We start from the raw sequence: 22,089 nt of genomic DNA on the forward strand, positions 1-22,089 counted from the left end.
CGCGTCCGCGACGCACGGCGTGGATCGTGACCGCGGCCCTGAGCGCCGCGGCGGTCATCGGCCCCGCCGCCTGGCAGGTCTGGTCGTACACCGCCGGCGAGAGCGGGACGCTGAGCGGCGGGAGCGGCGGCCGGCCGGTGTCCGCCGTGGAGATCGACGCGGGCGGTGCCGACGTCCGCCTCACCCCCCGCGCCGACGGGCAGGTGGTCTACCGGGCCGAGACGCGCTGGTCGGTGGCGGCCCCGGAGATCGAGGAGAGCTGGCTCGGCGACACCCTGAAGCTGACGCCGCACTGCCCCGCGGTCGGGGACCTCGTGGCATCGGGCATCGGCTGCTCGGTCGACCTGGGCGTCACCGTGCCCGCCGGCATCCCGGTGAAGGTGACGGCGGGCTCCGGCACGGTGGTGATCAGCGGGCTGGGCGGCGCCGTCGACGCCGAGGTCGGTGCCGGGACGCTGCGGCTGAGCGCGCTGCGCGGACCGCTGCGGGCGAGCGTGGGCTCGGGCTCGCTCGAAGCCTCGGGGCTCAGCTCGCCGCAGGCCGAGATCCGGGCCGGGGCGGGCTCGGCCGTCGCCCGGTTCGCCGCCCCGCCGGAGCGGGTCACCGCCCGGGCGGGTGCGGGGCGGCTGCGGCTCACGGTGCCCGCGGACACCCGCTTCCGGGTCACGGCCCGTGCCGGGGCGGGCCGTTGCGACGTCGCGCCCGGCATGGACGACCCCGCCGCGCCCGGCCGGCTGGACATCTCGGCGGACGCGGGCCGTGCGGAGGCGGGCTATTGAGGGCCGTGCCCCCGGAGGGTGTCCGGCGGCGGCCAAGGCGGGATGCCGTGGCCGCCGGGGCCGTCAGGCGCGGGGCGGGACCCGGGAGGGACGGCCGCCGCCGCGGGTGAGGGAGTACCCGAAGATGCCGGCGAGGGCGCCGAGCAGTCCGCCCGCCGCCGTCCAGACCCAGCGGTCGGACCACCGGCCGCCGGACCAGCCGTCGGCCGGCTCGCCGACGGCCGCCGGCTGCGGGGCCGAACTCCCCGAGCCCGCCTGCGCGGTCTTGCCGATGCCGGGTACGAGCGGTGCCGCGAGGGCGCCGTCCACCGCGAAGGCGCCTCCCGTGTCCCGGGTGGAGGCCTCCACCTCGGCCCGTACCGGAAGACCGAGGTCCTCCTCCGCCACGCCGACGACCGTCAGACGGACGTAGTAGGTGCCGGGCAGCGGGTCGTCGGCCCAGGGCTCCGCACCCGGGCGCACGGTGCGCAGGGTGCAGGACAGCTCGGCCGTGGCTGCCTCCTTGGCCGCCGCGGCCTGCTGCGTGCCGTAGGTGCAGGCCTGGCGGCGGCGCAGCCCGTCGTAGACGTCGAGCTGCCAGGTCGAGGCGCCGTGCCGGCTCGCCGCCGCCGGCAGCTTCACCGTGGCCTTGACCGTGGCCCGCTGCCCCGAGTCCAGCGGGACCGCCCAGTACAGGTAGTCACCGGTGGACGCGTCGGCCGTGGCCCGCTGGCCCGGCCGGATCGCCGTGGCGGTACGGAAGGCCGTGCCCGCCTCGGTCGGCCCGGAGGCCTTGCCGCCCGGGCTCGCACTGGCGCTCGCGCTCGCCGACGGGGTGTCCGCCAGGGCGGCGCCCGCCATGCCGAGCACACCGCCTGCGGCGAGGGCGGCGGCGGTCAGTATGCGTACGGTACGCATCAGTTGGTCCTCCAGACCGAGATACGCCAGCGGGAGATCCAGCCCCACAGCAGACCGGCGACGAGACCGGCGAGCACCAGAACGCCGAGCAGCCACCAGCCCCGGCCGAGACCGAACGCCGCCGCGTCGGACGCGTCGTCGGGCCCGTCGACCACGTCGATGGTGAGCTCGACGGGCAGGCCCGGGGTGGTCTTGACCGAGGCGGGCGCCGAGAAGGAGTTGCTGACCTGGAGGCAGACGGTCTCCACCGCCGCCTTCCCGTCGCCGTCCGCCTCGGAGTCGTCGACCTCGGCCTTCGGGTAGCGCAGACCCGTCGAGATCAGGTCGGTGCGTCCGTCGCCCGCCTCCGAGCCGCGGACGATCTCCCGCCCGTGCACGGTCGTCGCCCGCAGCATGACCCCGTAGTCGTTGTTGACGGCGCGGTCGGCGGCGATGCTCACCGAAGCGCGCAGCTCCTGGCCGGGCTTGACGTCCACCCGGTACCAGCGGTGCTCGCCGAAGCTCTCGCGGTCGGTGTACAGACCCGCCCCGAGCTTCGGGGCGCCCGCGCACTGCTTGGCGCCCTCGGTGGCCACCGGGGTGACGACCGGGGTCGCCGCCCGGTCCACCAACTGCTTGACGCGGCCGGAGAGTTCGGCGGTGTGCTGTACGGAGGTGTAGGTGCCGCCGGTGGCTTCGGCGATGCAGATCAGCTGGTTGCGCGTCTTGGCGTCGGGGACGAGCCCGAGCGTGTCGATGACGAGGTGGATGCCCTGGGCCGCGATGTCGCGGGCCACCTCGCACGGGTCGAGCGGGGCACAGGTGTCCTCGCCGTCGGTGATGAGCACGATCCGCCGGGTGGCGTCACCGCCCTTGAGGTCCTCGGCCGCGCCCAGCAGGGCCGGCCCGATCGGCGTCCAGCCGGTGGGGGCCAGGGTGGCCACCGCCGTCTTCGCCTCGGTCCGGTCGAGCTTGCCGACCGGGTAGAGCTGCTTGGTGTCCTTGCAGCCGAGCTGCCGGTCGTCACCGGGATAGGTGGCCCCCAGGGTCCGTATCCCGAGCCGTACCTCGTCCGGCGTGGCGTCCAGTACCTCGTTGAACGCCTGCTTCGCCGCGGCCATACGGGACTTGCCGTCGATGTCGGTCGCCCGCATCGAGCCGCTGACGTCGAGGACCAGCTCGACCTTGGGAGACTCCTTCGCCACCGGTTCGCCGGCGGCGGCATTCGCCGGGAAGAGCCCGACCGCCAGAGTGGCCAACAGGCCGCAGGCCCCGGCCGCCACCCATTTTCTTGTGATCATCGCCGGATCGTATTGAGGATCGGCCCCCGGAGCCAAAACGCTCCCCGGGGAAGCCCGGCCGTCCGGTCGCCCGGCCGCCACCCGCCCGACCTGCCGCCGGCGCCGCCCGCGACTACCCTGGACGGGGGGACGGCTCGCAGTGCCCCGACGGAGGCGATCCCATGAGACGACGCCATCACTTCCACATCGATCATGCGGGGCACTCCGTCAGCGCCACCGTCGAGACCGGCCGCCACGTCGAGGTGGAGATCCTGGTCGACGGCAAGGAGACCGGGCACGGCACGACGCACCACGACCGGCCGGTCACCGTGCAGGTGGAACTTCCGACCGATCCGCCGACATCGGTGTCCGTACGTGCGACACCCGGCCCCGGCGTACCGCGCTGCGTCCTGGAGGCCCCGGACGCCGTTCCCCAGGTCATGTCCCCGCGTCGTTACTGACGCGGCCGAGCGGCACGCGCCCCGGCCGCGGGGGCCGGGGCGCGTGCCGCTCGTGAGCGGATCAGGAGGCGGGCGTCAGCTCGCCTGGAGGGTGACGTCGTCCACGACGAAGGAGGTCTGGAGGGACTGGTCCTCCACGCCCTGGAACGTCAGGGTGACGGTCTGGCCGGCGAACCGGGACACGTCGTAGCTCTTGAGCACGTAGCCCGGGGCCGCGTCCAGGTTGGACAGGGTCTCCAGGGTCTGGCCGCCCACCGAGACGGTGAACCGGTCGTAGACCACGTTCTCGTCCTCGTCGGTGTCGATGTGGAGGTAGAAGGCGAGCCGGGCCGAGGCGCAGCCGGCCGGGAGGGCCAGCGACTGCGACGCACTGTCGGTGTGCGAGGAGCCGTAGCCGTCCAGCCACGCCATGTACGCCCCGCCGTGCGAGACCTGTCCGGACTGGTTGGTGACGACCCCGGCGGTGGCGGTCCACGGGCTGCTCCCGTTCTCGAAGCCGCCGTTGACCACGACCTGCTTCGGGGTGCACGTGCCCCCGCCGCCGACGGTCAGGGTGTAGGTGGTGCTGTGGGCGACCGTGCCCGTGCCGGTGACGGTCAGCGTGTACGTGCCCGCCGTGGTGGCCGCGCCGACCTGCACGGTGAGCGTCGAGGAGCCGCCGGACTGCACGGAGGCCGGGCTGAGCGTCGCGGTCACCCCGGACGGGGCGCCGGAGACCGACAGGGCGAGCGTCTGCGGGCTGCCGCTCACGGTGGTGGTGTTCACCGTGGAGGTGACGCTGGTGCCCGGGGCGGCGGAGCCGGCGGCCGGGGAGGTGCCGATCGAGAAGTCCTGCGCCGGGGTGTCACCGCCGACGGCCTGCTTCCAGATCGCGTAGGCGACCCCGTCGGCGCTGCGGTCCAGCACCGTCGCGTTGATGTTGTTCGTCGTGTCGCAGGAGCTGTGGTAGCAGGAGTCGTACGCCGCGTTCGCGGTGCCGCCCCACTTGGTCGCCTGCGCCGGGGTCTTGCGGGCGCTGGCACCGGCCGCGTAGCCGGAGGTGGGGATGCCGCCCTGCTGGAAGGAGTAGTCGTCACTGCGGCCCTGGCCCTCGGTGTTCTCCTCGGGGGCGAGGTTCAGCGAGGCCCAGTACGCCTTCAGCGGCGCGGCCGTGGTCGAGTTGAGGTTGTTGATGAAGTAGCCGCCGTTGGGCGAGCCGACCATGTCGAAGTTGTAGTAGCCCTTGATGGCGGCCTTCTCGGCGCTGCTGAGCCGGCCCACGTAGAACTCCGAGCCGTTCAGGCCCTGCTCCTCGTCGGTCCACCAGGCGAAGCGCACGTGCTTGGTCAGGGTGGGGTTCTTCTGCGCGAGGACGAGCGCGTTCTCCAGCAGGGTCGCGGAGCCCGAGCCGTTGTCGTTGATGCCCGGGCCCGCCGAGACGCTGTCGAGGTGGGCGCCGAACATGACCGTCTGATCGGCCGGACCGCCGGGCCAGTCCGCGATCAGGTTGCTGGACGGGTAGGTGCACGAGGTGCAGTTCTGCTCGGTGACGGTGAAGCCGGCCGCCTGCAGCTTGCCCTTGATGTACGCCACGGACTGGGTGTAACCGGCGCTGCCCGCCCGGCGGTTGCCGCCGTTCTGGGAGGCGATGGTGTTCAGCTGGGTCAGGTGGGCCTGGACGTTGGCCACGTTGATGTTCGGCGGCTCGGGCTGGGGCGGGGTGGTTCCGCCGACACTGAGCGCGTAGTCGACGGTGTGCGCGAGGCTCGGGCCCTGGCCCTTGACCGTGATGACGGAGGAGCCGGGCGCCGCGTTGGCCGTGGCGGACAGCGTCAGCGTCGAGGACTGGCCGGACTGCACGGTGGCCGGGTTGAAGGAGGCGCTCACCCCGGACGGCAGGCCGGTGGCCGTGAGCGTCACCTGCTGCGCCTGGCCGGTGGTGGTGCTGGTGGTCACGGTGGTGGTGACCGAGGCGCCCTGCTGGACGGTGCCCGAGGAGGGGTTCAGCGCCATCGAGAAGTCGTCGTTCTGCCCGCTCGGGGTGCAGGTCGGGTCGCCGGACTGGGCGGGCACGCTGATCGCGTCCCAGGCGGCCTTGGTCCGGGTGAACAGGTTGCAGGTGGCCGGGTCGAGCGACTTGGCGGCGCTGAGCGTCGCCGTCCGGTACTTCTTGTACGACATGCTGCTGGTCTTGAGCAGCATGCCGCCGTAGAAGATCTTGCCCGCGGTCTGCACGCCCACGCCGGTGACCGTGGACTGGTTGCAGGTGGGGCTGTTCGGCTTGCCGCCGCCGGGGCTGCTGCCCTCGGCGAGCAGGTAGAACCAGTGGTTCAGGGGTCCTGCCGCCGCGTGCACCTCGGTACCGGGTATCGCGGAGCTGTAGCAGGCCGGGTCGTTGTCGACGGCCGGCGGGTTGTACATGTTCCGGATCGGACCGCTGCCGGTGAGGTTGATCATCTCGCCGACGGTGTAGTCCGGAGTGTCGTACGGGGCCGGCTCGTTCGCGTACGCCTCGGTCAGCGCGCCGAAGATGTCGCCGGTGCCCTCGCCGAGCCCGGACTCCTGGCCGCTGGTGCCGCCGGGGGTGTTGGAGTCGATGGCGTGCCCGTACTCGTGGCCCACCACGTCGATCCCGGCGATCCACTCGTTGGCGCTGTTGTGCCCGATGGTGACCGAGCTGCCGTCCCAGTAGGCGTTGAGGTCGCCCAGGCCCACCTTGCCGGGGAAGCTGCGGCCGTTGCCGCTGACGCCGTTGCGGCCCAGCCACTGGCTCAGCATGTCCCACTGCTTCTGGGCGGCGAACATCAGGTCCGCGCAGCCGGTTTCCTTGGACGTCGCGTTGCCCGTGCCCCAGGAGTCCGAGGACTTCGTGAACACGGTGCCGGTGCTGTAGTCGGCGCAGCTCAGACCGGGCCGGTTCGGGTCGCGCAGCGAGTACGAGCCGCCCGAGGCGGTGGTGTCGATGGTGAGCGGGTTCGGGCCGTTCCACTTGCTGGTGGCGCTGCCGGCGACGACCTCGTCGTGGCGGTCGACGACCTTGCCGGTGCGGGCGTCCACGAACACGTGCAGCTTGCTGGGCGCGGTCTTGGTGCTGCCGGAGAGGACGGTCTCCCAGGCGAGGACCTGCTTGTCGTCCTTGATCTTGACGACGAGCCGGCTGCCCTGCACCTCGTCGACCTTGGCCAGCTCCGCACGCGAGACGGCCTCCGCCGCCTTCGCGGTGACCGAGGGGGTGGTCGCCACGTCGATCGCGGTGGCGGAGGCCGACTGGACGGCGCGTACGCGGCCCTCGCCGTCGGCGAGGACCACCGCGTCGCCGCCGACGACCGGCAGGCCGCGGTAGCTGCGCTCGTAGGAGACGGAGTACAGGTCCTGCACCCAGGGGGTGACCAGGCGCCGGTCGTACTGCTGCTGGGGCGAGTTGACCAGGGTGTCGAGGCCGCTGCGGACCGCCGCGTCGGCGGCGGCGACCGCGCGCTCGGCGGACTTGGCCTGGGGGGAGGGCGCGGGGGGCTGGGCCTGTGGCGAGGCGGACGCGGCGGTGGCCAGCGTGCCGGCGAGGCCCGCCGTCAGCGCCAAGGCCGCCACGGAGGCCATCCATCTGGTGGGCTGCAAGAGTCCACTCCGATCGTGTGTGGGGGGTGCGGGTGGCTGTTCGCGCCGAGTATGGGCGTGGACATGGCGAGATTGGGACATACCTGCGCGCATAAGGTCCGCGTTATGGTGCCGTGGGGTCACGCTGCGTAAGCTGCCGGAATGCAGCTGGAGTTGAGGCATCTGCAAGCCGTGTGCCAGATAGCGGAGTCCGGCAGTCTCGGTGGCGCGGCCCGGCGGCTGGGGGTCTCCCAGCCCGCGCTCTCCGCGCAGCTGCGCAGGATCGAGCGGGTCACGGGCGGCGAGCTCTTCGTCCGCGGCCGGAGCGGGGTGGAGCCCACCCCGCTGGGCCAGTTCGTCCTGGCCAAGGCGCGCCGCGTGCTCACCGAGATGGAGACCCTCGGCGCCGAGACCCGCGCGATGGCGACCGACGCCCCGCTGCGGCTCGGCTGCATCCTGCTCGTCCTGATCGACGGACTGCTCGCGCGGACCGACCTCGTCCTGTCCGGGCGGGAGATCACCGTGGACGTGGAGCACTCGGTGACCGCGCTCGTACGGATGCTCGGCGCGGGCCGGTACGACGTCGTCCTGTACGGCGAGGTCAACGACCACGAGGTCGCCCTGCCCCAGGGCACCCTGGCCCGGACCCTGGTGCCCAAGGAGCCCTTCTGCATCCGGATGTCCACCCGGCACCCGCTGGCGGGGCGCGAGGTCCTGGACCTCGCCGAACTGGCCGGCGAGCAGTGGATGACCCTGGTGGAGGACGACGACGGCGGTCCCGAGGCGCTGGTCGAGGCCTGCGCGAAGGCCGGCTTCGCCCCGTCCCTGCGCCACCGGATCACCGACCGCAAGATGCGGCACGACCTGGTGGCGGCGGGCCGCGCCATCTCCCTCACCCAGCCCACGGCCCCCGCGGTGGAGGGCACGGTGATGCGCCCGCTGCTCGGCACCCCGATCACCGGCCGCATCCGGCTCGCCTGGAACCGCTCGGCGGTCTCCGCCGCCCAGGCGGACTCCCTCTACCGCGCGGCGGCCGGCGCGTACCTGGCCAACGTGGACAACAACCCGTTCCACCGCGCGTGGTGGGACGCCCACCCGGAGGCGCACCCGGTCCTCGGATGAGCAGGTGCGGCTCTCAGGGGCCACTCAGGGGTCTCTCCGGGCCCCTCAGGGGCGCAGGTGCCCGGAGGACGGCAGCAGCCGCTCGTCGTGGACGAGGCCGGCCACGTGGTCGGACACCATGTCGAGGATCTCCGCCGCCGCGGCCGCGTCGCCGAGCACGAGGAAGTTCAGGGTCAGCCCGTCCGTCATCGCCGCCAGGTAGCGGGCCAGCACGGGCACGGGGACGCGCAGTCCGGTCCCCATGCCGCTGACCTGCTCGATCAGTTCCGCGTACGTCGCGCAGTACAGCTCGTGCTGGCGCCGCGCCAGGTGCTCGAACCCCGGCTCGCGCAGGGCGTACTGGGTGAGCTCGTACGTGAGCATGTGCTCGGCGGGGTGGGCGCGGACGTGGTCCCAGTAGGCCTGGAAGCCGGCCCGGACGGTCTCGCGGAGGGTGGTGCGCGGCAGGATCGCCTCCTTGACCACCGCCAGGTAGTGCTCGGTGATCGTCTCGATGACGGATTCGAGCAGCGCCTGCTTGGAGTCGAAGCAGTAGTGGAAGACGCTCAGCGACACGCCCGCCTCGGCGGCGATCGACCGGGTCGTCGTCCTGGGGACGCCGTCGCGGGCCATCGCGCGGATCGCGGCCTCGGTCAGCTGCCTGCGCCGCTGCGCCAACGGCATCCGTGCCATGCGGAATCGGTTCCCTTCGTACGGGCGGAGGTACGGCCGAGGCCGGGGCCTCGGGATCGGACGAGCCGATCCCGAGGGCCCCGGCCCACGGGCGCCGCTTCGGGCGTCAGCTGCTGTACACGCCGACTTCGTGCAGGGAGTAGCCCCACTGCGTGCCGCGCCCCGCTCCGTGGACGCGTACGTACCGGGCCGGGACCCCGGCGAACCGCGCCGTGTCCAGGCCGCCGTCGCCGGTGGTCGTGGACCACACGGTCTGCCAGTTCACGTCGTCCGTGGACACCTCGATCCGGTACGACTTCCCGTACGCGCGCTCCCAGTCGAGGGTGACGCGCTTGACGAGGCCGGGGGAGCCGAGGTCGATCCGCAGCCACTGGTCGTCGTTCCAGTCACTGGCCCAGCGGGTGCCCGTGTCCCCGTCCACGGCCCGGCCGGGCGCGTAGCTGACGAACGGGTTCCACTCGGCGGAGCTGGCCGAGGCGGGCGCGCCCGCGGCGAGGTTGACGCCGGCCTTGTGCTGCTCGGACGCCCCCCAGGTGCGCAGGTAGGACTCGGCGCCCTTGAAGAGGTCGTCCACGACGCCCTGGCCGCCGACGAGCCGGATGTCCTCGATCCAGTCGGGGACGAGGCCGTAGTGCGCGGCGCCGTCGGTGTTGAGGTCCCAGGTGCGCTGCCCGGTGGTCTGCTTGTCGATGACGGAGCCGCCGTCGGTGCTGCGGAACGGGTACTTCACCGGGTTCGGGGTGTCGGCGCCGCGCGGGCCCGGCCAGCCGCCGACCCCGTTCATGTCGGTGCCGTACCCGTAGCCGACCTGGTACTTGTCGCGCAGCGCCTTCGTACGGGCGGCCTCGCCGCTGAACCCCTCGGCGCCGTTCATGTACTGGGCGGCGAACCCGCCCAGCTTGTAGAGGCGTTCGGTCCAGCCCAGGTCCATCCAGCTGTGCGAGGAGATCACGCCCGGGTAGGACTCGGACTCGAGGATGTCGAAGGCCCGGCCTGCCGCCTTGACGCTCATGTGGTCGACTTCGAGCATCATCTTGCGTTTCATCATGCCGCGCACGGCGTACTCGCCGAGGTCGGTGAGACCGCGCGAGTTGCACTGCGCGTCAGCCGCGTACGAGGGGACCGCCACGCCCGCCGGCAGCTCCTTCTGCGCCGAGGGCGCCGGTGCCAGGCCGATCGGGTTGTCGTGCTGCGGGCCGGTGCACTGCTCGGTCTTCCAGAAGGTGCCGGTGGACAGGAACTGCCCGACGTTGATCGCCGTGCCCAGGGCGCCCTCGTCGAAGCGGACCCCGCACAGGGCGTTGTCGAACTTGTGGCAGAGGAACATGCTGCGGACGCCGAGCCGGTACAGCTCGTCGAGGCCGCGGTCGATGTCCTGCTTGCTGCACTGGGAGACGTCCAGGATCTGCTTGCAGCCGAACGGCTCGGAGGTCTCCACGCCCAGGACCACGGCCAGCTTGCCCTGCTGGATGACGTCGCGGGCCTGCGCGGAGTCGGTGACGATCCGGAACCAGCCTTTGCCCGGGCCGCCGTACATCTTGTCGATGAAGGCCTGCATGTCGTAGGTCTTCTGCGCCTCCAGGCGGATGGCGGTCATCTCGTCGCAGCTGCGGTCCTTGAAGAAGTAGACCGAGCAGATCACCCCGTTGGTGACGAGGTCGTTGACGAGGACGCGCTGGCCGCCGCGCCAGGCGCGCTCGATCCAGGCGTAGTAGTTCTGCTGGTGGGTGAGGGAGTCGTGGGCGGGCCAGTCCTTGAACGTCGGCCAGCCGTTGGGGTCGTGCTTGCCGTCCCCGCCCTTGGTGATGAAGTCGAAGATCGCGAGGGAGCCGTCGGGGTAGTGCTCGGGGCAGTCTTTGAGGGCGTCGGCCACCCCCAGGTCGGAGAACGCCTTGCCGCAGATGAGCCGGCCGCCGAAACCCTCGTTGGACATGATGTGGTCGTGGGCGTCGACGAAGCCCCGGACCCGCCCCTGGGCGTCGGTGCCCTTGAACGGCTCGCCCGTGACGTTGATCTGGGAATCGGGCGTGGGGCGCGCGGTCGGGTTCCACCAGCCGGCATCGCCCTCGGCTGCCGCGCCGGGCGCGGGGCCGAGGGCCATGGCCACCATGGCGAGGAGAAGGGCGAGCAGCGCGAGGGGCCTGCGCCTTCGGTGCGGGACTCGGGTCATGGTCATCACTCACGTCATCGGTCGGCGGATGGCGCGGTCGAGGACGCAGACCGTCTGAGGGAGCCGGCTGATCGTCGTGTCCCGCGCAGGCGTTGCGACGAGAATGGCTACCGGCGGTAACAGAGTCAAGAGTCCGGGACGGTTGACCTGATGGGATGTCAGGTGCCGGGCGGGCGTGACCCGAAAGGCGCGGCCTACTCGGCGCCCTCGTCGAGGACGGCCGCGACGCCCTGCGCGAGGCAGGGGATCCGGTGCGCCGGGATGCCCGCGATGTTGATCCGCCCGGCGGTCGTCCCGTAGATGGCGAACCGGTTGCGCAGCCGCAGCATCTGGCGCGCGGTGAGCGGCAGCATCGAGAACATCCCCTTCTGCCGCGCCAGCACGTCCGCCTGCGCGTCCCGGCCCAGCGCGGTCAGCTCCGCGGTCAGCCCGCGCCGGTTGTCCTCGATCCGGGCCCGCATCCCGTCCAGCTCGGCGCGCCACAGCCCTCGCAGCCCGTCGTCCTCCAGGATCGCGGTCACCACCGCGGCGCCGTGCTCCGGCGGCATCGAGTAGAGGGTGCGGGCCGCGTTCTGCAGCGCCGTCTCCACGTGCCGCAGCGACTGCCGCGAGGCGCCGAGTACGACGGCGCAGCCGGTCCGGTCGCTGTACAGCCCGAAGTTCTTCGAACAGCTGATGGCGACGAGCATCTCCGGCACCCGTTCCGCGAGCAGCCGGGTGGCCGCGAGGTCGGCCTCCAGGCCGTCGCCGAGCCCGTGGTACGCGAGGTCCACGAACGGCACCCAGCCGCGCTCGGCCGCGAGATCGGCCACGGCCTCCCAGGCCCGCGCGGACGGGTCGACCCCGGTCGGGTTGTGGCAGCAGCCCTGGAGCAGCACGACGTCGTCCCGCCGCGCCCCGCCGAGGTCGCGCAGCATCCCCGCCGTGTCGAAGCGGCCCTCGGCGTCGAGCCAGCCGTACGTCCGCACGGTCAGCCCGGCGGCCTCCAGGATGGGCCGGTGGTTGACGTACGCGGGGTCGCTGATCCACACCGTCGTGCCCGGCCGGGTCCGGCAGATCAGATCGGCCAGCAGCCGCAGCGCGCCGCTGCCCGCGACGGTCTGGACGGCCACGGCCCGCTCGGCCGCGCCGCCGGAGCCCAGGACCAGCGACAGCATCGCCCGGTTGAAGGCGGCGTTGCCGGACAGCCCCCGGTACTCCTTGGAGACGGAGCGCTCCGCCAGGCGTATCTCGGCCTCGCGCACGGCCGCCATGACCGGGGTGCCGCCCGTCTGGTCGCGGTAGACGCCGAGTACGAGGTTCAGGCGCTCGGGCCGGGCGTCGGCGCCGTACGCCTCGGTGAGGTCCCACAGCGGGTCGACGGGCGGCGGGAGGAGGAGCTCAAGCATGGTCGGGAACCTCGGGCTGGGTGCGGGGGAGGGAGCGGTCGGGGGTGCGCGGGCGCCGGTTGGCGAGGGCGACGCCCGCGGTGATGAGGGGGACGCCGACGAGCACGGCCGCGGTCGGCGACTCGCCGAGCAGGGGGATGGCGAGCAGGACCACGGCGACCGGGCTGAGGCTGCCGACGGTGGAGCTGCGCTCCGCGCCGAGGCTGCGGATGGCGAAGGCGTACAGCAGGCCCGCGCACAGGCCGACCCCCAGCCCCTGCACCACCAGGAACAGGGCGATGTCGCCCCCGGCGGCCGAGGCCAGGCCGGTGGGCAGCACCCCGGTCAGGACCAGGAGCGCCATCACCGCGAACGAGGGCAGGCACAGCAGGCCGATCGATCCGACGGGATCGAGGTCCACTTCCTTCAGCCCGACCGTGTACAGGGCCCACAGCCCGCTCGCGACGAGCAGGATCCCGGCGCCGGCCAGCACCTGCGTGTTCAGCGGGACGACGTAGCGCCAGACCAGGGCGACCACGCCGACCGCGATCAGCCCGAGGCCGGCCGCCTGCGTGCCCCGGGGCGCGCCCCGGCCGCCGGCGACCATCAGCGCGGAGACGAAGAGCGGGACCATCCCGGGGACGATCGAGCCGACGAACGCCGCCGAGGTCAGCGAGCCGCCGTACATCGCGGCCAGGAAGAACGGCACCCCGGCCCCACAGGCGATCTTGAGCGCGGCTGCGGGGCGGACGGCGGCGATCCGCAGGCGCCGCCGCCACAGCGCGGGCGCCAGGACGAGCAGCGGGACGCCGAAGCGCAGCAGGGCGGCGTCGGCGGGCAGCAGGGAGGAGGAGCTCAGGGCCCGGGCGCTGAGCGCGAAGGCGGCCCAGATCAGCACGGTCACGACCAGTGCCAGCGTGCCCTTCGCCTGCGGGGACAGGCGCCGGAGGCCGGCGGCGCGGGCGGCCCGCGGGGGCGACGTCGCGGGTCCGGCATTCGTGGTGACCAAGGGGGCTCCTCCAGCCTCGGGGGCCGGATCCGGCCATGCCGCAACGCTAGGTCTTTCGCCGGGGCAGCCGATTGCCAGTTCTGCTCCTCGGACATACGTTTGGGGCAGGATCTGCCAAAGAAGAGCCGAGAAGGACCGAGAAGGACCGAGAAGGACCGAGGAGGGGCGATGGACGCAGTCGATCTGCAGATCATCCGCGAGTTGCAGGCCGACGGACGGCTGTCCAACCAGGACCTTGCCGACCGGGTACGGCTGTCCCCTTCGCCCTGTCTGCGCCGGGTGCGACGCCTGGAAGAGGCCGGTCTGATCCGCGGCTACACGGCGATGGTCGACCAGGTCGCCTTCGGTCTGCCGATCACCGTCTTCGTCCGGATCCGTCTGGACCGCCACACGAAGGAGGCGGTCGCCGTCTTCGAGGGGCACGTGGCGCTGATCGAGCACATCCAGGACTGCTACCTGATGGCCGGAAGCAGCGACTACCTGCTCCGGGTGGTGATCGAGAGCCTGGAGGCGTACGAATCCCTCGTCCGCAACCGGATTCACGCCATTCCGGGCATCGCGTCGATCGAGTCGAGCTTCGCCTTCGGCAGCGTGAAGCAGTCCCGGGTCTATCCCGGCCCCACGTGAAAATGCGAGCGGAGAACGGGCTGCTCACGGGGAAGTTTCCCGTCAGTGTTACAAGATGGTGATCTTGATCTCGTGGCCGCGTGGTATGCAGGGCCGTGGCGTAGATTTGACCCGATGGCCGGCCCACCGGGATCGACTGCATGTCGTCGTCCGAGGTTTGGGCCGGTGCGGTATACGGGGAGGGGCCATATGTTCCGCAATCAGGACGGGCGTGTCTTGAAGCGGTCGCCGAGTGCACAGGAAACGAGCGCACGGGAAAATCGTCTGCGCGACGCCCAATTGCGTTCTCACAGCCGGCGCTTGATACGCCGGCTGGCGCCACAGCTGCCGCTCAGCGTCACCACATTGTGCGAGCTGCTCGGCGAGGACCGCGGTACGCCGATCAGCCTGCTCGAATGGGATCTGCCCGCTGACGGGCCCTTCGGTGTCCTGATCTCGCGCCAGGACGAGGATGTGATCGCCTATCAGGCGAAGACCACCAAGGCCCACCAGGCGCACATCATCCTCCACGAGGTGGGGCACATCATCGCCTACGACATCGAGGGCGAGCGCCCGGCGGACATGCAGTTGCGGACGTGCTACTCGGACCGGGACGAGCGCGACGCCGAGATCATCGCCTCGACCATCATGAACCAGGCCATTTCCATGAGCCGGCGCGCGCGGCGCTACGGTCTCGACCAGCCGTGGCAGCCCTCGGTCTACAACAGCCTGGTCCTCACCGACGGGCTGACGTGAGCTCACTCAACCTGGTCGCCATCGTCACGCTTCTGGGCGGTGCGGCCTGGATGGTCCCCGCACTCGTCCAGCAGCGCTTCCGTGACCCCATGCGCCTGCACCTCTTCCTGGCACTGTTCCTCATGGGACTCGGGAACGTCTTGAGCCAGCCTCGAATCCTCGCGTGGCTCGACGGCGTCACCCTCCCCGGGTTCACCAAGATCACCTACAACGTGGCCGTGCTGACCGGTCTCTGCCTCATGGTCGCGTTCCTGCGCGAATGCCCGCTCACCCGCTGGCGTGCGCCGTGGCCGTGGGAGGTCGTCGCCTGCGCGCTCTGCCTGACCGCGATGACCGCGATGACGGTGGCCCTCCCGTCCCCCCTGCGCAACCACGTGCTGACGTCCAGGTACCTCGTCGACTGGCGGGTGCGGACCTTCTACAATTTCGGCAATTTCTACCTGCTCTTCGGGTACGCGGCCTGCGCGGTGCTCGCCGCGCGCCATGCGCGCAAGGGGCGTTCCCTGCACCGGCTTTCGCTGAGTGTCATTTCCGTCGGCCTGACCGCGCTGGCACTCTCGTGCGTATTCCGGTTCCTCTGGGTGAATCTGCCGACGCTGCGCGAGCCGGGGCGGAGGGTCACGTATGCCGATGCGTTCGGATTCGGCCAGATCGCCACGATCGTGGTGTGCGCGGGGCTGAGTCTGCCCGCGTTCGTGAGCGTGGTGCAGATCGTGCGGGAGAGGCTCGACTACCAGACCCAATTCCGCGGTCTGGAGGAGCTGTGGAACCGGCTGGTGGAAATCCACCCCGAGCTGGTTCTCGACCACCGCCGCCGCCGGCCCGGATTCCTCCTCGCGAATGCCCCGGCCGTGTACCGGCGTTACGTGGAATGCCGGGACGGCCTCACGAGGCTCGGCCCCTACCTGCAACTCGTGGCCGAGGAGAGGCCGGCGCCCGAGGCGGACGACGACCCGAGGACGTCCGCGTGTCTCGTGGACCGCGCGCTGTGCCGCTTCCTCGAACAGAACGGCCGGGACGACGGCCCGCCGACGGCGTCCGTGTTCGTACTGGCTCCCAAGCTGCGGTGCGGCGCCGGTGGGACCGACTACGAGGAGGATCTCGGCGCGCTCGTCCGGCTCTCCCTCGAACTGCGCGAGATGCGCGACCGGCGGCTGGCGGAGCCGGCGCCGATGCTTTAGGCCGTGTCTTTCGGATCAGGCCCGGCCTGATCCGAAAGACACGGCCTAGGCGTTACGCGCCGTCGCGCTCCGACGGAGGGGGCGGGGTCTGCCGCGACGCGTCCAGCACGTCCATGATCGACAGCAGCTGATCGCGCAGCTCCGGCGTGAACTGGCCCGCCCGCATCGCGATCGAGCGCACCTGCCGGTCGGCCAGGGCCGCCCATTCGTCCGGCAGCCCGGCGCCGCGCGCCGGCGGCTCCTCGTCGATGAGGGCGCTCACCGACACCGGCAGGCTCATGTTCCGGCCCTGGAAGTACGTGACGATCGCCGACAGCACGCTGACCGTGGGGTTGGTCTGGGAGCCGTTGCGCAGCGCCGTCAGATAGCTCCGCGAGATCGTCACGCCGTGCCGGGGGTCGTCCGAGATCGCCTGGGCCACCTCGGACGTCGACGGCTCGCGCAGGCGGCCCACCGCGTCCGCCGTGGCGGCGTCGGCAAACCAGGAGTTCAAGCGTTCCGCCAGCGTTGCCATGCGTCCGACCTCCGGGGGCTCTTGCGACGTGGGTTTGGTATGTGAGCACAGAGGTCTTCAGGCTCGACCGCGTTCCCATGTGCGCGCGCGCTCGCTTGTTATATCGGCGCTTGCGGAAAGTTTAACACACGTGACGTCGTCGAAGTCATGCTGCTACTATATTGGACGAGACGCCGATACAGACTTCTCTTGCCTTGTCATGTGGCGCTCGAACTGGAGGGGACATGCGCAGCGGTACTGCTTTCACTCAGGGGCTTCGCCAGGCCGTCGAGAACGGCCCGGCATGGACGGTCGAGGCCGTCCGCCAGGTGCGTTACCACGTCGTCAGCTCCGACGGCCTCTTCTCGCCGGACAACACGGCACTGCTGACCGGGTGCCCGGAGGTGCCCATGAACCGGGGGGACCGGCGGCTCGTCGTCATCGACGAGAACGTCGATCTGCTCTACGGCGCCCAGGTGCGCGCCTACTTCGCCGCCCACGGCATCGACGCGACCGTCGTGGCCCTGCGGGCCGACGAGACGGTGAAGCAGTGGGACGCCGTGTCCCGCGTCGTCGACGCGATGAACAGCTTCGGGATCGACCGCCGCCGCGAGCCGGTCATCGCCATCGGCGGCGGCGTGCTGACCGACATCGTCGGCTTCGCGGCCAGCCTCTACCGGCGCGGAACGCCGTACATCCGCATCCCCACGACGCTGATCGGCCTCGTGGACGCCGGAGTCGGGGTCAAGACCGGCGTCAACTACGAGCTCGGCAAGAACCGCCTGGGCACGTACGCCCCGGCGACGGTCACGTTCCTGGACCGGTCGTTCCTGCGCAGCCTGCCGCTGCGGCACGTCAGCAACGGCCTCGCCGAGATCCTGAAGATGGCCCTCATCCGGTCCGAGGACCTGTTCAACCTGCTGGAGAGCCATGGCGCGGCCGTACGCGCCGACCGGCTCCAGGGGACCTCCCCGGAACTGGCCACGGCCTCGAACGCGATCATCGCCGAGTCCATCCACCTCATGCTGGAGGAACTCCAGCCCAACCTGTGGGAGTCGACGCTGGAGCGCTGCGTCGACTACGGCCACACGTTCAGCCCCACCCTGGAAATGCACGCGCTCCCCGAGCTGCTGCACGGAGAAGCCGTCGTGATCGACATGGCGCTGACGACGGCTCTGGCCACCCTGCGCGGCGATGTCGGCGAGGCCCAGGCCGAGCGCGTCTACGCCGTGATCCGGGCGCTCGGCCTGCCGCTGTGGAACGACGTGCTGCACGACACGACGCTGCTGGAGGACGCCCTGCGGGACACCGTGCGCCACCGGGACGGCCAGCAGCGGCTGCCGCTGCCGATGGGCATCGGACGGCACCGCTTCGTCAACGACGTCACGCCCGCGGAACTGCGCGACGCCGCGCGGCTGCTGAGCGAGCACGCCGGAACGCGGGCCGGGGCCGCCGCGGCGCCCGTACGCGAGCGGGTCAGCGCATGACCGCGGACACGGCGGTGGTGGTCGGCGGATCGACCGGGATCGGCCGGGGCGTCGCCGACGCCTGGGCCGCCCGGGGCATCGAGACCCACGTGTTCAGCCGCAGCAGGCCGGCCGGCCCCGGCGCCGACCGGCTCGTATGGCACCGGCTCGACTTCCGCGACGCCGAGCGGGCCAGGGAGGCGCTGCGGTCCGGCCTGCCGTCCCGGGTCGGCCTGGTCTGCTACTCGGCCGTCTACTTCACCGCCCGGCGCGAGCCGTTCCTGGAGACCGACGACACCGACTGGACGGACCAGTTCGCCATCAACGTGCACGGCTTGGCGTGGACGCTGAAGGCGACCCTGCCCGCGCTGCGCGCGGCCGCACCCGGACTGTTCCTGCACATCTCCTCCGAGGTGGTCTACAACGCCGGTCCGAACCGGTCGGGCTACGCCGCCACCAAGGCCGCGGCCAGCTCGCTCGTCCAGTCGGTCACCCAGGAGACCGACCCCTCGCAGGTGCGCCTCGTCCAGGCGCTCCCCGCCGGCATGGTCGACACCCCGGGCATCCGCGCCCGCCGGTCGCAGGACTTCGACTACAGCGGCTACATGGCCCCGGCCACGTTCGCGCCGCTGGCCGCCGAACTCGCCCGGAGCCGGGGCGCGGCCGAGCACGGCGAGGCCCTCGTCGTGCACGCCGACGGCAGCTGGACGCCCGTCGGCGACGGTGCGCCGGCGTCCCAGTCGCGCCCCCTGGCCAACTCCCCCCGGTAGGAGCACCCCTTGCCACATCTGCACACGTCAGCGCTGCTGTTCGACATGGACGGCACGCTGGTCGATTCGACCGCGCTCGTCGAGTCCACCTGGGCCGGCTTCTGCGCCCGGCACGGACTGGCCCTGCCGGACGTACTCGCCTACGCGCACGGCCGCCCCACCCGGGAAACGGTGGGCCGCTTCCTCCCCGATCCGGAGCTCGCGGCCGCGGAGACCCGGCGGCTCGTCGCCCACGAGGAGTCGGAGACCACCGGGATCACCGCGATACCGGGCGCGGCCGAGCTCCTCGCCGCCCTGCCGCCGGACGCCTGGGCCGTCGTGACCTCGGCCGGCCGCAGGCTCGCCGAGGTGAGGCTCGCCGCCGCCGGACTGCCGCTGCCGGAGGTCATGGTGACCGCGGACGACGTGGTCCACGGCAAGCCCCACCCCGAGGGCTACCTGCGGGCCGCCGCCGCGCTGGGGGTCGAACCGGCCGCCACGGTCGTGTTCGAGGACTCCGGCGCCGGTGTCCTGGCGGGGCTGGAGAGCGGCGCGCGCACCGTCGTCATCGGAGGCCTGGCCACGTACGACGACGCGGCCGAACGGTACGCCGACTTCAGCGGGTTCCGGGTCACCGGGCCGGAGGCCGGGGCGGACTCCGGGGCCGGGTCCTCGTCCGGGGCGGCAGGCGTCGTCCTGACCGTTCCCGAGCCGGTCACCGCCCGTACGGGGGGCGCGCGGTGATCGACACCCCTGCGGTGCCCCGTACGCGAAGCGTCGCCGCGGCCACGCTCGCGGCGGACGTCGGCGGCACCTGGACGCGGCTGCGGGTCGGCGGAGCGCAGGCGCCCGTGGAGCGGCTGCGCTCACCCAGCAGGCTCAACCAGCCGGGCCGGTCCGTCGCCGAACTGCGGGAGGACATGCTCGGCCTGCTCTGCCGGGCGGCGCCCCCCGGCGCCCGGGCGGCGCTCTCCTTCGGCGCCGCCATCGACCACCTCACCGGCACGGTGTACGGATCGGCGCCCTTGTGGGGAGCGGAGGCCGCACCGTACGACCTCGCGGCGGCGCTGCGCCGGCGCCGTCCCGACGTCACCTGGAACCTGGTCAACGACGTCACCGCCGCCCTCGCGGACTTCGCCGCCGGGCACGCCGGGCCCGGCACCCGGCGCATCGGCTACCTGACCATCAGCAGCGGCATCGCGCTGCGCGTCGCCGACTGGGACCGCAAGCGCATTCCGGTCGACGACCGGGGCCTACAGGGCGAGATCGGCCATCTCCCGGCCATGGTCACGGGTTCCGTGCCCGAGCGCTCGGATCTGCCGTGCGCCTGCGGAGCACCCGGCCACCTCGCCTCGATCGCCTCCGGTCCCGGCATCGCCCGACTCGCCGAACGGCTGGGCCTCGTCGCGGGTTCCGAACTCCCCGCCTGGCTCCCCGAGGCGCTCGCGGCAGCGGATCCCGGCGCGCGGCGGCTGCTCGAACTGTGCGTCGAACCGGTCGCGAACATGCTCCGCACCCTGTGGTGCCTCGACCCGCACCTCGACCTGCTGGGGCTGGGCGGGGGAGTGGTCGAGGGGCTCGGCCTCCCCTACGCCGAGGAGCTGCGCCGGCAGCTCGCCGCCCCGACCTCCTACGCCGACCGCGGCCGGGAGGCGGGGTGGCTCGCCGACCGGCTGGTGTTCTGCGGCCCCGGCGCGGTCGACGCGCTGCGGGGCGCGGAACGCATCGGCGCGTGGCTGCCGGGGATCGTCCCGTGAGCGCGGCCACCCACCGCGTGCTGCGGCGCCTGGCCCCGGACGCCCGGGGCCGCACCCGCGTCGAGGTAGCCGAGACGGCGACCCCGCGCCTCGCACCGGGTGACGCACTGCTGGCTCCGGTCGTCGCCGGGATCTGCGGCACCGACTGGCAGATCCTGCGCGGGCTGCGGCCCGATGCGAGCCCCGTCCTGGGACACGAAGGCGTGGCCCGCCTGCTGGAGCCGGGGGATTCCGGACTGCCGGCGGGCTCGCTGGTGACCGTGAACCCCACCCACCCCGACGACCCCTCGTTCCTGCTGGGGCACAACCTGCCGGGCCTGTGGGCCGAACGCACCCGCATCCCCGCAACCGCCGTACGCGCGGGACTGGTGCTGCCGGTACCGGACGGCGCGGACCGGCCGCGGGTGGCGGCACTGGCCGAGCCGCTGGCCTCCGTCCTGTACGGCCTGCGCACGGCCCTCCGTACGACCAGCCCCGCAGCCCTGGTGGTCTGGGGCGACGGGACGGTCGGACGGCTGGCCCGCGATGCCTGGCAGCGCGAACTCCCCGGGCTGCCCACGCTCCTGGTGGGCCACGGCCCCGAGGCCGTCCACCCCCGGGATCCGGGCCTGCCGCAGGCGCTCGCGGCGCTGCCCTCACCGGTCGCCGCGGTGATCGCCACGCCGCGCACCGGGACGCGGGAGGCGCTGTCCGCCGTGGACCTCCACGTACAGGGCACGCTGCTGGTCGACGTGCACGCGGGCCTGCCCTCCGGCCGCATCCCCCTGTCCGCGGGCGGCATCGACGTCGCGGCCCTGCGCGCGGACAACTGCGGGGGCAGGCCGTGGCCGCCGCGGGTGCACCGCTTCGAGCGGCCGGCCGGACCCCTGCTGCTCCACGGCCACCGCGGGGTGTCGGGGGAGCACCTGCGGCAGGCGGTCGGCCTCCTCATGGCGCGGGACGGCGAGGAACCCCCGGGGGCGCACGTCCTGACCCACGAGGTGGACCTGGCGGGCGCGGCCGACCTCGTCAACTCGGTGCTGGCTTCGGACGGCCGGGTCGCCGACGGGCGGCGGGTGCTCAAGGCCGCCATCCGGATCGGCGGACGGCTGTGACGGCTGTGACGGCCGTGGCGGCCGCCACCACCGGGCTCGCGGTCGCCGCGCCGCAGTGGCGGATCAGCACCGACCGGCGGGCAGCGGCACGCACGGCCCTGGCGGCCGGATCCGACCTGCTGCACCTCGACTTCGGAGGGGCCCACCGCGGGCCCCTGCTCAGCGAACCCGCCGAACTGCGCGCGGCCGAGGCGATCGCCGCGGACATCCCGGTCCCCGTCCTCGCGGTCAACCACGTCAACGACATCGGACTGGCGGACGAGCGGGGAACCGCCGATCCGGCGGCGCTCGCCGTACTGGAGCGGGCCCTGGACTGCGCACTGCGCGTGGGGGCGCAGGTGCTCCACGTCCCGGGCTTCCGGCGGAGCCTGCCGAGGACCGAGCGGCTGAGGGCCGGTACGGCCGACGCGCTGCGGATCCTGGGCGAGCGCGTCGCGGAGGCGGGCCTCACGCTCGCGTACGAGTCGCCCCTCGGCCCCCGCGCATCGCTCGCCCTCGCCCGCGCGGTGGACCACCCGGCGCTGCGCCTGGTGCTGGACACCGGAAACCTCGAGGAGGCCGGGGAGGACCCCCTGGCCTTCGCCCGCGAGGTCGCGGCGCACGGGCTGCTCCTGCCGGACCTGCACGTGAAGGACCCGGCCCCCGCGCACGGACCCGCCCCCGCGCACGGACCCGCCC

At 72.6% G+C, this 22,089-nt stretch carries 20 protein-coding genes; 12 read left to right on the forward strand and 8 right to left on the reverse strand.

The window, feature by feature from the left end; translation table 11 throughout:
• Nucleotides 1-26: 26 nt before the first annotated feature.
• Nucleotides 27-779, forward strand: a complete 753-nt coding sequence (locus ADK52_RS07225; RefSeq protein WP_053688928.1) for a hypothetical protein — start codon at nt 27-29, stop codon at nt 777-779.
• A 63-nt stretch (nt 780-842) separates the two neighbouring features.
• Here ADK52_RS07225 and ADK52_RS07230 read toward each other — a convergent pair whose 3' ends face one another.
• Together ADK52_RS07230 and ADK52_RS07235 are read right to left on the reverse strand one after the other, a co-directional pair.
• Complete coding sequence (locus tag ADK52_RS07230) at nt 843-1,676, reverse strand: hypothetical protein (protein WP_053688929.1); 834 nt, start codon at nt 1,674-1,676, stop codon at nt 843-845.
• Entirely contained in the window at nt 1,676-2,956 is a 1,281-nt protein-coding gene (locus ADK52_RS07235) for a VWA domain-containing protein (protein WP_053688930.1), read from the reverse strand. Before ADK52_RS07235 ends, ADK52_RS07230 begins: the two co-directional genes overlap by 1 nt.
• A 161-nt stretch (nt 2,957-3,117) precedes the next feature.
• On the opposite strand from ADK52_RS07235, the gene ADK52_RS07240 reads away from it, so the two are divergent.
• On the forward strand, nt 3,118-3,396 hold the full coding sequence (locus ADK52_RS07240; RefSeq protein WP_053688931.1) for a hypothetical protein: 279 nt from the start codon (nt 3,118-3,120) through the stop codon (nt 3,394-3,396).
• Between the two features lie 75 nt (nt 3,397-3,471).
• Here the strand turns inward: ADK52_RS07240 and ADK52_RS07245 are convergent, their stop codons facing one another.
• Nucleotides 3,472-6,972 carry a M28 family peptidase gene (locus ADK52_RS07245; RefSeq protein ID WP_107089994.1) on the reverse strand — a complete coding sequence of 1,167 codons (3,501 nt, stop codon included), beginning with the start codon at nt 6,970-6,972 and terminating at the stop codon, nt 3,472-3,474.
• 159 nt (nt 6,973-7,131) lie between these two features.
• On the opposite strand from ADK52_RS07245, the gene ADK52_RS07250 reads away from it, so the two are divergent.
• A complete protein-coding gene (locus ADK52_RS07250) occupies nt 7,132-8,091 on the forward strand; it encodes a LysR family transcriptional regulator (RefSeq protein ID WP_053688932.1) in 960 nt (319 codons plus the stop codon).
• 45 nt (nt 8,092-8,136) lie between these two features.
• Here the strand turns inward: ADK52_RS07250 and ADK52_RS07255 are convergent, their stop codons facing one another.
• From ADK52_RS07255 to ADK52_RS07270, 4 genes are all read right to left on the reverse strand, one after another.
• The gene (locus tag ADK52_RS07255; RefSeq protein ID WP_053688933.1) at nt 8,137-8,763 is read right to left on the reverse strand and encodes a TetR/AcrR family transcriptional regulator; all 627 of its coding nucleotides are present in this window, start codon (nt 8,761-8,763) and stop codon (nt 8,137-8,139) included.
• Nucleotides 8,764-8,869: 106 nt separating this feature from the next.
• Nucleotides 8,870-10,933, reverse strand: a complete 2,064-nt coding sequence (locus ADK52_RS07260; protein WP_199828461.1) for a discoidin domain-containing protein — start codon at nt 10,931-10,933, stop codon at nt 8,870-8,872.
• 194 nt (nt 10,934-11,127) lie between these two features.
• Nucleotides 11,128-12,321 (reverse strand): aromatic amino acid transaminase, encoded by a 1,194-nt coding sequence (locus ADK52_RS07265; RefSeq protein WP_053688934.1) that lies wholly within the window; start codon nt 12,319-12,321, stop codon nt 11,128-11,130.
• On the reverse strand, nt 12,314-13,309 hold the full coding sequence (locus ADK52_RS07270) for a DMT family transporter (protein ID WP_078988045.1): 996 nt from the start codon (nt 13,307-13,309) through the stop codon (nt 12,314-12,316). Before ADK52_RS07270 ends, ADK52_RS07265 begins: the two co-directional genes overlap by 8 nt.
• Nucleotides 13,310-13,477: 168 nt before the next feature.
• On the opposite strand from ADK52_RS07270, the gene ADK52_RS07275 reads away from it, so the two are divergent.
• The 3 genes from ADK52_RS07275 (at nt 13,478) to ADK52_RS07285 (ending at nt 15,852) form a co-directional block, all read left to right on the forward strand.
• Complete coding sequence (locus ADK52_RS07275; RefSeq protein ID WP_053688935.1) at nt 13,478-13,936, forward strand: Lrp/AsnC family transcriptional regulator; 459 nt, start codon at nt 13,478-13,480, stop codon at nt 13,934-13,936.
• A 189-nt stretch (nt 13,937-14,125) separates the two neighbouring features.
• Entirely contained in the window at nt 14,126-14,671 is a 546-nt protein-coding gene (locus ADK52_RS07280) for a hypothetical protein (RefSeq protein WP_053688936.1), read from the forward strand.
• The gene (locus ADK52_RS07285; protein ID WP_078988046.1) at nt 14,668-15,852 is read left to right on the forward strand and encodes an MAB_1171c family putative transporter; all 1,185 of its coding nucleotides are present in this window, start codon (nt 14,668-14,670) and stop codon (nt 15,850-15,852) included. The genes ADK52_RS07280 and ADK52_RS07285 overlap by 4 nt, the downstream gene beginning before the upstream one ends.
• A 52-nt stretch (nt 15,853-15,904) precedes the next feature.
• Here ADK52_RS07285 and ADK52_RS07290 read toward each other — a convergent pair whose 3' ends face one another.
• Complete coding sequence (locus ADK52_RS07290; RefSeq protein WP_053688937.1) at nt 15,905-16,366, reverse strand: hypothetical protein; 462 nt, start codon at nt 16,364-16,366, stop codon at nt 15,905-15,907.
• A gap of 224 nt (nt 16,367-16,590) precedes the next feature.
• On the opposite strand from ADK52_RS07290, the gene ADK52_RS07295 reads away from it, so the two are divergent.
• From ADK52_RS07295 to ADK52_RS07320, 6 genes are all read left to right on the forward strand, one after another.
• Nucleotides 16,591-17,832, forward strand: coding sequence for a sedoheptulose 7-phosphate cyclase (locus ADK52_RS07295; protein ID WP_053688938.1), 1,242 nt, complete (start codon nt 16,591-16,593; stop codon nt 17,830-17,832).
• Nucleotides 17,829-18,581 carry an SDR family NAD(P)-dependent oxidoreductase gene (locus ADK52_RS07300; protein ID WP_053688939.1) on the forward strand — a complete coding sequence of 251 codons (753 nt, stop codon included), beginning with the start codon at nt 17,829-17,831 and terminating at the stop codon, nt 18,579-18,581. The genes ADK52_RS07295 and ADK52_RS07300 overlap by 4 nt, the downstream gene beginning before the upstream one ends.
• A gap of 9 nt (nt 18,582-18,590) precedes the next feature.
• A complete protein-coding gene (locus ADK52_RS07305; RefSeq protein ID WP_053688940.1) occupies nt 18,591-19,304 on the forward strand; it encodes an HAD-IA family hydrolase in 714 nt (237 codons plus the stop codon).
• Nucleotides 19,301-20,317 (forward strand): ROK family protein, encoded by a 1,017-nt coding sequence (locus tag ADK52_RS07310; protein WP_234343498.1) that lies wholly within the window; start codon nt 19,301-19,303, stop codon nt 20,315-20,317. Before ADK52_RS07305 ends, ADK52_RS07310 begins: the two co-directional genes overlap by 4 nt.
• Nucleotides 20,314-21,411 carry an alcohol dehydrogenase catalytic domain-containing protein gene (locus ADK52_RS44390; protein ID WP_053688941.1) on the forward strand — a complete coding sequence of 366 codons (1,098 nt, stop codon included), beginning with the start codon at nt 20,314-20,316 and terminating at the stop codon, nt 21,409-21,411. Before ADK52_RS07310 ends, ADK52_RS44390 begins: the two co-directional genes overlap by 4 nt.
• Nucleotides 21,408-22,089 (forward strand): sugar phosphate isomerase/epimerase family protein (locus ADK52_RS07320; protein ID WP_234343500.1); only part of this gene is annotated, 682 nt, incomplete at its 3' end. The genes ADK52_RS44390 and ADK52_RS07320, both read left to right, overlap by 4 nt.

Origin of the sequence: Streptomyces sp. WM6372 (assembly GCF_001279655.1) — a bacterium.
Classification (GTDB): Bacteria; Actinomycetota; Actinomycetes; order Streptomycetales; family Streptomycetaceae; genus Streptomyces.